The organism is Caulobacter sp. D5 (genome assembly GCF_003185805.1).
Taxonomy (GTDB): Bacteria; Pseudomonadota; Alphaproteobacteria; order Caulobacterales; family Caulobacteraceae; genus Caulobacter.
The window spans coordinates 1-10,865 of sequence record NZ_QHJY01000228.1; the positions used below are offsets into that span (position 1 = coordinate 1).

8 protein-coding genes and 1 pseudogene are annotated in these 10,865 nt (G+C 69.2%); 5 read left to right on the plus strand and 4 right to left on the minus strand.

Features of this window, described 5'->3' with window-relative positions; translation table 11 throughout:
- Positions 1-1,811 (plus strand): autotransporter domain-containing protein (locus DMC18_RS26070; protein ID WP_158285919.1); only part of this gene is annotated, 1,811 nt, incomplete at its 5' end.
- 22 nt (positions 1,812-1,833) lie between these two features.
- Here the strand turns inward: DMC18_RS26070 and DMC18_RS15470 are convergent.
- Positions 1,834-1,995: pseudogene (locus DMC18_RS15470) on the minus strand (hypothetical protein); the annotation flags it as partial.
- Positions 1,996-2,155: 160 nt separating this feature from the next.
- On the opposite strand from DMC18_RS15470, the gene DMC18_RS15475 reads away from it, so the two are divergent.
- Positions 2,156-2,800, plus strand: a complete 645-nt coding sequence (locus DMC18_RS15475; RefSeq protein ID WP_110121730.1) for a DedA family protein — start codon at positions 2,156-2,158, stop codon at positions 2,798-2,800.
- Positions 2,801-2,968: 168 nt separating this feature from the next.
- On the opposite strand, the gene DMC18_RS15480 is transcribed toward DMC18_RS15475, so the two are convergent.
- Entirely contained in the window at positions 2,969-3,181 is a 213-nt protein-coding gene (locus DMC18_RS15480; protein ID WP_110121731.1) for a DUF2188 domain-containing protein, read from the minus strand.
- 184 nt (positions 3,182-3,365) lie between these two features.
- On the opposite strand from DMC18_RS15480, the gene DMC18_RS15485 reads away from it, so the two are divergent.
- A complete protein-coding gene (locus tag DMC18_RS15485) occupies positions 3,366-5,801 on the plus strand; it encodes a glycoside hydrolase family 2 TIM barrel-domain containing protein (RefSeq protein WP_110133078.1) in 2,436 nt (811 codons plus the stop codon).
- A gap of 164 nt (positions 5,802-5,965) precedes the next feature.
- On the opposite strand, the gene DMC18_RS15490 is transcribed toward DMC18_RS15485, so the two are convergent.
- On the minus strand, positions 5,966-7,135 hold the full coding sequence (locus tag DMC18_RS15490) for an aldose epimerase family protein (RefSeq protein ID WP_110121733.1): 1,170 nt from the start codon (positions 7,133-7,135) through the stop codon (positions 5,966-5,968).
- Between the two features lie 185 nt (positions 7,136-7,320).
- Between DMC18_RS15490 and DMC18_RS15495 the strand changes: the two genes are divergently transcribed.
- Positions 7,321-8,607, plus strand: a complete 1,287-nt coding sequence (locus DMC18_RS15495; protein ID WP_233245361.1) for a sugar MFS transporter — start codon at positions 7,321-7,323, stop codon at positions 8,605-8,607.
- A 163-nt stretch (positions 8,608-8,770) separates the two neighbouring features.
- Here the strand turns inward: DMC18_RS15495 and araD1 are convergent, their stop codons facing one another.
- Positions 8,771-9,769: an AraD1 family protein gene (araD1, locus tag DMC18_RS15500; RefSeq protein WP_110121735.1), complete on the minus strand. Its 999-nt coding sequence runs from the start codon at positions 9,767-9,769 to the stop codon at positions 8,771-8,773.
- 280 nt (positions 9,770-10,049) lie between these two features.
- Between araD1 and DMC18_RS15505 the strand changes: the two genes are divergently transcribed.
- Positions 10,050-10,811 carry a FadR/GntR family transcriptional regulator gene (locus DMC18_RS15505; RefSeq protein WP_110121736.1) on the plus strand — a complete coding sequence of 254 codons (762 nt, stop codon included), beginning with the start codon at positions 10,050-10,052 and terminating at the stop codon, positions 10,809-10,811.
- Positions 10,812-10,865: the final 54 nt, after the last annotated feature.

Sequence of the window (10,865 nt, forward strand, 5' to 3'; positions counted from 1 at the left end):
ACACCCTGGCCAATACCGGCCTGGTCTCGGCCGTTTCGGGCCAGGCCATCGTCGGCGGCGTCGGCGACGAGCGTATCGACAACCGCGGCGTGGTGATCGGCGACATCGACCTGGGCGAGGGCTCCAACGCCTTCGACAACAAGGCCGCCGCGACCTTCATGGCCTTCAAGACCATCGACCTGCGCGATCCAGCTGGAACCGGGCCGCTGGCGGTGTCGGCGGTCTCGACCTCGGGCCTGTCGACGCAGGGGATCTCGGCCCAGGCCGTGCCCGGCGGCGCGGCGACCTTCACCAACGCCGGCGAGTTCCTGATGGGGCTGTCGGCCACGCGCACGCCGATCGACCTGGCGGCCGGGGCGACCTTCGCCAATCTCGACGCCATCGGCACGCCCGCGACCAACCCCTTCTACGGGGCGCGGGTGATCAACACCGTGGCCCTGGACGGCCACTACGTGCAGACCTCGACCGGCCACCTGGCCTTCGACGTCGCCTTTGGCCCCTACGCCTCGGACCGCGTCAACGCCACCGGCGACGTGGTGGTGGCCGGCACGGGCGACGTGATCCTCACCTGGCTGCAGGATTCCAAGCCCGTCACCCTGTTCGCGGCCGGCGGCTCGGTCACCGACAACGGGCTGAAGATCGCCGACACCCTGGCCATGGACTACCGCATCCAGACGACCTCGGGCGCGGTGCAGCTGGCCTTCGACACCCACTTCGACCAGGGCTTCCTCAATGTGAACGGCCGCGCTCTCGGCCGGCACATGAACTCGGCGATCGCCGTGGGCGACTCCGGCGGCATCGGCCGCCTGATGGCCCTGATCGGCAACCTCCAGGCCGGCCAGGAAGCGACCTACACGCGGATCTTCCAGAACCTGAACCCCGAGCCGCACCTGGCCCCGCTGCGCAGCCAGCTGGCCTCGTCCAACGCCTTCTCGGCCCAGCTGTTCGGCTGCGCCAACCCGACCCTGCAGGTCGACGGCAAGTGCTCCTGGGCGACGATCGAGCGGGCCACCGCCGACGGCGAGAGCGAGTTCGACACCCTGGGCGTCAAGGCCGAGGGCGGACGCCTGCGCGGCGGCTTCGAGCAGTCGCTGGACGGCGGCTGGTCGTTCGCCGCGGCCGCGGGCCTGGAGCGTCTGGATCGGGTCAAGGTCGACGGCGTGCGGTCGTGGTCGCAGGGCCAGGGCCTCAGCGCCGGGGCCGGCTTCAAGCGTCGCAGCGGCGGGGCCGAGATGGCCTTCTCGCTGTCGGGCGGCTGGCAGTGGATGGAGACGGCCCGCCAGGTCGAGATCTTCACCATCGGCCGCGCGGAGTCCGATCCGGAAAGCGGCTATGTCCGCGCCGACGCCCGCTTCGCCTACGTCATGGAGAACGGCCGCCTGTTCGTGCGTCCGGCCCTCAACGTCTGGGCCACGGGGCTGCACCAGCAGCGCTTCGAGGAGCGCGGGCTCGACGGCATGGGCGCGCGGGGCCTCTCGCACACCCAGGTCATCGGCACGGCCAATCCCGAGCTCACCCTGGGCTTCGTGATGAAGGAGACGGCCAGGAGCCAGGCGGCGGTGTCGTTCACCGTCGGCGGCCTCTTCAATTCGACCGACCGGATCGAGATGCCCTTCCAGCTGATCGGATCGAACCCGTCGTCCGATCCGGCCGACATCCGCACCGCGCTCGACAAGTCGGGCTGGCGCGCGGGCGTCGACCTGCACGTGATCGGCGACGACCGCGTCTCGGTGAAGTTCAACTACACCACCGAGTTCGGCGACCGCACCAGCAACCAGGCCGCCGGCCTGAACGTGCGGGTGCGGTTCTAGGCTTCATCCCGCCCAAATCCTCGTCATCCCGGACGCGCCGAAGGCGCGATCCGGGACCCAGGGGACTGGGCTCGGAGGCCTGGTTCAAGCGCCTTGGCGACTGCCATCGCATTGTGGCGGCCCCTGGGTCCCGGGTCTCCGCTGCGCTCCGCCCGGGATGACGATGTTTGTTGAAAATGGTCAAGCTGTAGCGCTCGAACGCCTCCGCCTCCCCAATATCGGGTAGTCGCTACCCAACCTTGGTGAGGCGCCGGGGGCACAGTCGCGTTTAATTGACGCTGCGGCGTGCGGCGCACTGGCGGCGCGGCGCGTTGATCGCCATGTGGGGGCCTCGAAGGATCCCCATGGACACTCTGCTCAAGACCGTCGCTGCTTTTGTCACTGAGCATCAAGCCTGGGCCGGCGTGATCCTTGGCGCCCTGACCTTCGCCGAATCCCTCGTCCTGATCGGCGCCTTCGTGCCCGCCACGGCCCTGATGCTGCTGGCCGGCACCCTGATCGGCGGCGGCGTGCTCGACCCGTTCGAAGTCCTGGCCTGGTGCACCCTCGGCGCGGTGCTGGGCGATGCGGTGTCCTACGGCCTGGGCCGGCGCCTGGGTCCGCGCGCCCTGCGCGCCCCGGTCTTCCGCGCCAACCGCCGCACCATCGCCCGCACGCGCCTGTTCGCCCGCCGCTACGGCGTGGCCTCGATCTTCATCGGCCGCTTCTTCGGCCCGCTGCGCGCCTTCGTGCCGATCATGGCCGGCATCCTGCAGATGAAGTCCTGGACCTTCCAGACCGCCAACCTGCTGTCGGCCGTGGTCTGGATCGCCAGCCTGCTGGCCCCCGGCTACCTGGCCGCCCGCAGCCTGTCGGGCGTCAGCCTGGAGCTGGGCCTGGCCATCGCTGGCGGCGTGGCCCTGACGGTCTTGGGCGCGGTTCTGGCCTGGCGCCTGGCCGCCTCGCGCCGCGTGGCCCAGGCCGTCGTGGTGGCGCGGTCGGAAGCCTGAATCCCTCTCCCCTTGCGGGAGAGGGTGGCCTCCGAAGGAGGTCGGGTGAGGGGTTGATAGTCCTGTAAGCTGCGGCGGCGGTCAGGCTGGGTGGGGCGTCCCAGTTTTGAGAGACCCCTCATCCGTCATCCTGCGGATGACACCTTCTCCCGCAAGGGGAGAAGGATTTTAAGCCGCCGCCCCGTCCGTGATCCACCGCCCGACCAGCCGCCCGCCGCGGTCGTGGATCCGCACCTCGACCGGCCGTTCGGACTCCGCCGCCAGCCGTCGCGCGCGGCGTTCGGCCTCGCCGCCGCCGGTGAAGCGCAGCACCTCGCCGGTGTCGTGAACCCGCACGCACCAGCCGCCTTCGCACGGCACGACATCGACCAATCCAGACATGTCGCCCCCTCCGTACGCGAACTCGCCCGGCCAAACGCCGGCCTAGCGGAAAGGTTCGCGCCGGTCGCGACACCGTTTTGCGACGAAGTGTGACGAGGGCTGGCGCTCGCGCGGAAAGTTCATAAAATGACATAAAATATCAAAATGTGGGACACGTCTCGATGCGCGCCCCAGGGAGAAAACGATGGCTCACCCTTCGCTGCGCGGCGTCTCGCGTCTCGTCCTGGCCGCCGCGCTCGGCCTCGCGGCGCTGCCGGCCTTAGCCTCCGCCCAGGCAGCAGACCGGGTGACGACGCCGCTGGCCGACGGCTGGACCTTCTTCCAGGGCGACCCCGAGGGCGCCGAGACGGCCGCCTTCGACGACGGCGCCTGGGCCAAGGTCTCCGTGCCGCACGACTGGGCCATCACCGGTCCGTTCGACATCAGGGCCCGGGCCGGCGGGGCGGGCGGCTTCCTGCCCACCGGGATCGGCTGGTACCGCAAGACCCTCGACATCAAGCCGCCCGCGCCCGGCCGCCGCGTCTTCGTCGAGCTGGACGGCGTGATGGAGCGTAGCGGCGTCTGGATCAACGGCCACCATCTGGGCCATCGCCCCAGCGGCTATGTGGGCCTGCGCTACGACATCACCGACTTCATCCGCGCCGATGGTAGGAACGTGCTGGCCGTGCGCGCCGACACCGACCACGCCCCGTCCTCGCGCTGGTACGCGGGCTCGGGCGTCTATGGCAAGGTGCGGCTGATCGAGACCGCCGGCCAGCATGTCGAGCAGGGCGGGGCCTTCGTCAGCGTCACGAAGATCAGCGCCGATCGCGCCACCGCCGACATCGCCGTCGACGTGATCAACGACGCCCATGACGCCGCCAAGGCGGGCCTAGAGGTCGTGATCCGCGACCCGTCCGGCGCCGAGGTCGCCCGTGGCAAGGTCGCGCCCGTGGCCATCGATCCGGCCCGCACCGAGACCCTGAAACTCTCGCTCGACATCGCCTCGCCCAAACGCTGGGACCTGGAGACGCCCAACCTCTATCGCGCGGAGATCCGCGTGGTCGGCGAGGGCGGGCAGGGGCTGGACGCCGAGACCGTGCGCTTCGGCGTCCGCGACGTCGCCTTCAAGGCCGACAGCGGCTTCTGGCTCAACGGCCGGAACGTCAAGCTCAAGGGCGTGGCCGTGCACATGGACGGCGGCGCGGTCGGGGCCGCGGTTCCCATGGCCGTCTGGCGCCAGCGGCTGACCGCGCTGAAGGCCCTGGGCGTCAACGCCATCCGCACCGCCCACAACCCGCCGTCGCCCGACTTCCTCGACCTGACCGACGAGATGGGCTTCGTGGTCATGGACGAGCTGTTCGACCAGTGGAACGTCTCCAAGACGCCCGGCGACTACCACCTGTTCTTCAGCGACTGGCACAAGCGCGACGCCCGCGACATGGTCCGCCGCGACCGCAACCACGCCAGCATCATCCTGTGGAGCGCCGGCAACGAGATCCACGACACCGCCTATCCGGTCCAGGCCAAGGCGGCGCTGAAGAGCCTGCTGGCCGTCATGCACGCCACCGATCCGACCCGGCCGGTGACCATGGGCCTGTTCCGCCCCAATGTGACCGGCGACTACCAGAACGGCTTCGCCGACATGCTCGACGTGGTCGGCCAGAACTATCGCGAGAACGAGCTGATCGCCGCCCACGACGCCAAGCCATCGCGGATCATCGTCGGGACCGAGAACAGCAAGACCCGCACCTCCTGGGTCGCCGTGCGCGATTACCCGGCCTATGCCGGCATGTTCCTTTGGACTGGGATCGACTATCTGGGCGAGGCCGACCGCAGCGGCTGGCCCAATATCGACAACCCGGCTGGCCTGATCGACCGCACGGGCCTGGCCAAGCCCATCGGCCTGCAGCGCGCCTCCTGGTGGGCCGAGAAGCCCGTCCTGCACGTGGTGCGCAATGCAATGCCCGCCGCGCCGCCGCCATCATCCGACGGCGCCGGTCCCGCCCCGGCCTTGCCGACCATGATCGCCGTGGCCACGCCCCAGCCCAAGGTCGCGGTCTACGACGACTGGACGCCGGCCGATCTCACGCCGCACGACGAGACCATCGAGGTCTATTCCAACTGCGCCAGCGTCGACGTTTCGCTCAACGGCCGCTGGCTGGGCGCCAAGCCGCTGCCCGCCGACGCCTCGCCGCGCCAGTGGAGCGTGACCTTCGCGCCGGGCGAGGTGAGGGCGGCCTGCCGCGATCCGGGCGTCAAGCTGGAGGACGTGCTGCGCACCGCCGGCAAGCCTGCCCGCGTCGAGCTGTCGGTGGAGGGCGACAAGGTCGGGACCGGCTTCGACGACCTCGCCATCGTCCGCGCCAGGGTGGTCGACGCCAAGGGCGTCGTCGTGCCCTCGGCGCAGGACGCGATCACCTTCCAGGTCGCGGGCGCCGGCGCCTTCGTGGCCGCCGACAACGGCGCGCCGACCGACCACGCCTCGTTCGCCTCGCCGACTCGCCAGGCCTGGCAGGGGCGGGCCATGGCCCTGGTGCGCGGGGCCGGGCAGGGCGGAGCGCTCAACGTCACGGCGACGGCGCCGGGTCTGACGCCCGGCAAGGTCGTCCTGAAAACTGTTCCCGATACCGTTCGTTGAACATGTTCCGCGACAAAGCGTCACTTTTTGCGGGAAGAGGCTTGAATTCGCCGTTGGTAGCGCTAACTACAACCTCGTGAGGCGCGAGCGCCTCTGCCCTTCCTGGGCGTTTCCTCCCTAATGAACTAAGCCCGGCGGGTAACCGCCGGGCTTCTTTTTTGCGCCTATTTCTTTCCGTCGGTGGTCAGGCGGAAGATCATCACGTTCTTGTAGGTCTGGCCCGGATCCAACCGCACCGGCGCGAACTGCGGCTTGTTGGGCGCGTCGGGGAAGTGCTGCGGCTCCAGCGCGATGCCGTCGCCCTGGCGATAGATCTTGCCGCTCTTGCCCACCGTCGTGCCGTCGATGAAGTTGCCGGCGTAGAACTGGATGCCCGGCTGGTCGGTCAGGATCTCCAGCACGCGGCCGCTCTTGGGATCGGCCAGACGCGCGCCCAGGCGCAGAGCCCCGCCCGCCTTGCCGGTCAGCACGTAGTTGTGGTCGTAGCCGCGGCCGGCGACGATCTGGGCGTCGCTGGCGTCACGGATCCGGTCGCCGACGGCGGTGGGCTTGCGGAAGTCGAACACGGTGCCGGCCACCGGCGTCGTCACGCCCGTCGGAATCAGCTCGCCGTCCACCGGCGAATAGCCGTCGGCGGCGATGGTCAGCACATTGCCCATGGCCCCTTCCGACGCGCCTTCGCCGGCGACGTTGAACAGGGCGTGGTTGGTGATGTTGACGATGGTCGGCTTGTCGGTCGTGGCGCCGTAGGTGATCGTCAGCTGGTTGTTCTCGTCCAGCGCATAGGTCGCCGTGGCCGTCAGCGTGCCGGGATAGCCTTCCTCGCCGTCCGGGCTGACGTGCTCGAAGGTCACCGAGGCGGTCGGGCCGGCCTTGGCGTCGCGCACCGTCCAGACCACCTTGTCGAAGCCCTTCACGCCGCCGTGCAGGGCGGCCACGCCGTTGTTGTTCAGGGCCAGCTGGTAGGTCTTGCCGTCGAGGACGAACTTGCCCTTGCCGATGCGGTTGGCGAACCGGCCGACCGAACCGCCGAAATAGTTGGCGGTCTTCACATATTCGGCCGCGTCCTTGTAGCCGAGCACGATGTCGGCCTTCTTGCCGGCGCGGTCGGGGGCGACCAGCGACTGCAGGGTCGCGCCATAGGTGATGACGGTGGCCGACACGCCCTTGGCGTTGGTCAGGGTAATCGCCTCGACGGCCTGGCCGTCAGGGGTTTGGCCGAAGGACTTGCGGCTGATCTCGGCGGCCCAGGAGGCCTGGGGAAGGGCTACCGACGCACCCGCGGCGGCGGCGAGTACGGCAAGGCTCGGCAGGACGTGGCGCCAGGTCTTCATCAGTTTCCTCTCCGGATCGGGCCCGCCGCGCTCTGTCGGCGTTGACGGCCATTAGGCCGCCATATACTCAGACAAAAAACTAGGGCGCAACGTCAAGACGTCGCCCTTCGCCAACGGGAGACCCGGGAATGCCCGCACCGATCACCACGCCCCTAGGAGCTGGCGCAGGAGCCGGCGCGGCTAGCGTGGGCGACCCCCGCGCTCAGCGCTCCGCGCTGACCCTGCTGGCCAGCCTCTTCTTCATGTGGGGCTTCATCACGGTCATCAACAACACCCTGCTGCCGCACCTGCGCTCGGTGTTCGACCTCAACTACACCCAGACGACCCTGATCGAGTCGGTGTGGTTCATCGCCTACTTCTTCGCCTCCATCCCGTCGGCCAAGCTGATCGAGAAGATCGGCTACAAGAAGTCGATGGTCACCGGCCTGCTGATCATGGCCTTCGGGGCGCTGTTGATGATCCCGGCCGCCCGCATCCCGTCCTACGGCGTGGTGCTGACCGCTCTCTTCATCGTCGCTTCCGGCATCACCCTGCTGCAGGTCGCCGCCAACCCCTACGTGGCCGTGGTCGGCCCGCCGGAGACGGCCTCCTCGCGCCTCAACCTGGTGCAGGCCTTCAACTCGCTGGGCACCACCCTGGCCCCGCTGTTCGGCGGCTACCTGATCCTCAGCCGCAGCGCCTCGGGCAACGCCGAGGCCGGCAAGGTGCTGGCCCAGGCCGAGCGCCTGGCCGACGCCCAGTCGGTGCAGCTGCCCTACTTCATCGTCGCCGTGGTGCTGGTCGCCCTGGCCGTGGTCATCGCCCGCTACAAGCTGCCCGACCTCGGCAGCTCGACCCGCCGCGCCGCCGTCAGCGAGCGCAAGAGCCACTCGCTGTGGAAGCACCGCAACCTGGTGCTCGGCATCCCGGCCATCTTCATCTACCTGATCGCCGAGATCGGCGTGTCGAACCTCTTCATCAACTTCGTCTCCGATCCGAAGATCGGCGGCCTGACCCACACCGAGGCCTCGCGCTACCTGTTCCTGCTGTGGGGCGGGATGATGGTCGGCCGCTTCATCGGCAGCGTCTGGATGCGCAAGGTCGATCCGGCCAAGGTGCTGGCGATCTTCTCGAGCTTGGCCTTCGTGGTGATGATCATCACCACCTTCTCCAGCGGCCCGGTCGCCATGTGGAGCCTGATCGCCGTGGGCCTGTTCCACTCGATCATGTTCCCGACCATCTTCACCCTGGGCATCAAGGGCCTGGGCGCGCTGACCGAGGAAGGCTCGGGCCTCTTGGTCATGGCCATCGCCGGCGGCGCTCTGGTCATCGTCCAGGGCAAGATCGCCGACACCTACGGCCTGCAGATCTCGTTCCTGGTCACCGCCATCTGCGAGCTCTACGTGCTGTTCTACGCCCTGTGGGGCAGCCGGGTCACCGCCGAGGAGGCGCCTGTGGCCCTCGAAGGCGAGCCGGCGACGGCTGCTGAGTAAAGTCGGGGAGGGGAGCGGTTCGCCGCTCCCGTTCTTCAACGACAAACGAAAAGGCCTCGCACCCTGCGGTGCGAGGCCTTTTTGCTGTGCGTGGTCCTGGTCGGTCACCCAATTTCCGAGCATCCCCGGCGAAGGCCGGGATGCTCGGACAAGAGGGCAGAGATCAGAGCGCCTTCACCGTCACGGTGACCTCGGCCGGCGCCGCGTCCTGGGCCAGCGGGTTGCGCACCGGCAGGGTGAACGGCGCAGCCTCGATCTCGAACACGTCGCCCAGCTGCGTCTGGAAGCCTTCCGAGAACGACAGGGTGGCCGTGCCGAAGAAGTGCACGTGCACGTCGCCCGGGCGGCGGAACAGTGCGTACTTGAAGTGGTGGTGCTCCAGGTTGGCGATGGTGTGGGACATGTTGGCCTCGCCCGACAGGAAGGGCTTCTCCCACACGGTCTCGCCGTCGCGCACGATCCGGCTCGCGCCGCGCACGTCGGCCGGCAGCTCGCCGCTCAGCAGTTCGGGGCCCAGCGCCGCCTGGCGCAGCTTCGAGTGGGCCAGCCACAGATAGTTGCCGCGCTCGATCACGTGGTCGGAGAACTCGTTGGCCAGGCAGAAGCCCAGGCGGTGCGGCGCGCCGTCGGGACCGATCAGGTAGACGCCGGCGATCTCGGGCTCCTCGCCGCCGTCCTTGGCGAACGAGGGCGAGGTCAGGGCCTGGCCGGGGCCGACCAGTTGCGTGCCGTCGCCCTTGTAGAACCACTCCGGCTGCACGCCTTCCTGGCCGCCCTCGGGCTTGCCGCCCTCGACGCCCATCAGGAACATCCGCATCGAGTCGGTCAGCTGTTCGCCGCTTTGTGCGGCCTTGTGCATCTTGTCGCGACCCTCGGCCGAGCCAAGGTGGGTCAGGCCGGTGCCGGTCATCACCAGGTGGGCCGGGTCGGCGTGGTCGATCGGGGCCAGCACCCGGCCTTCGGCCAGGGCGGCGGCGACGTCGATCGCCTCGCCCAGCGGGGCGGCCGCGTCGGCCAGGCTGACGCCCTTGTCGACGGCCAGCTGGGCCAGGGCGTAGAGCGTGTCGGCGGCGCCGACCTTGCGGGCCGCGCCCGTGTCGTCGATCGCCGCGAGGGCGCGGGCGCCGTCGGGCGTCTTCAGCTGCACGAACCGCAAGGGCATGGTCGATCCTCTCGTTTGTAATTAGTCAGACAAATAGCGATCGCGGCGGGCAAGTCAAACCCGGATATATGGGCTTCGAACCGTCCGCCGAACGGCCGGCGAGGGGGCTTCGGATCGGTCGCCAACCGTTCTATCACCTGATTTATCATACTTTTACCAGGCGGGGTCGCGGCACCTGAATGTTCGCCTCGAGGTGAATTTCCTTGTCGTCAGACAATTAGTCTCGCTAGAGTCGTCCGCATCACCGGCGGCGACGCCGTTTGGCGACAGCGGAGGCGGCGTGGGCAAGGCGAAGGGTTCGGGCGCGGACGGCGAGTTCGAGCGCGAGGAGGGGTTCTCCGGCCGGATCCACGGGTCGATCGCGCGCACCCTGGGAATCGCCATCGTCTCGGGCCAGTACCAGCCGGGCGACGTGCTCAACAACGAGATCGACGCCAGCGTCCAGCTGCACGTCTCGCGCAGCGCCTATCGCGAGGCCATCCGCATCCTGGCCGCCAAGGGCCTGGTCGAGAGCCGTCCCAAGGCCGGCACCCGCGTCAGCCCGCGCTCGCGCTGGAGCCTGCTGGACCCCGAGGTCCTGGCCTGGTTCTTCGAGGCCGAACCCAGCGAGGAGTTCCTCACCGGCCTGCACGAACTGCGAATGATCGTCGAGCCGGCCGCCGCCGCCCTGGCCGCCGAGCGCCGCGACGAGGACCAGCTGGAGCGCATGCGCACGGCGCTGATCCAGATGCAGCAGCACACCCTGGCCACCGAAGCGGGCCGGGCCGCCGACCGCGACTTCCACGACACCGTGCTCGAGGCCACCAGCAACGAACCGCTGCGCACCCTGTCCAGCAGCATCGGCGCGGCCGTCCGCTGGACCACCATCTTCAAGCAGCGCGACCGCGAACTGGCCCGCGACCCGATTCCCGACCACTGGAAGGTCTTCGACGCCATCGCCGCCGGCCGCGCGGACCAGGCCCGCCAGGCCATGGAACGCCTCGTCGGCCTCGCCCAGGACGACACCCGGGCGGCGATTTCGCGGCGCACGCCGACAGCCTGATCCCTCTCCCCTTGCGGGAGAGGGTGGCCTCGCGGAGCGAGGTCGGGTGAGGGG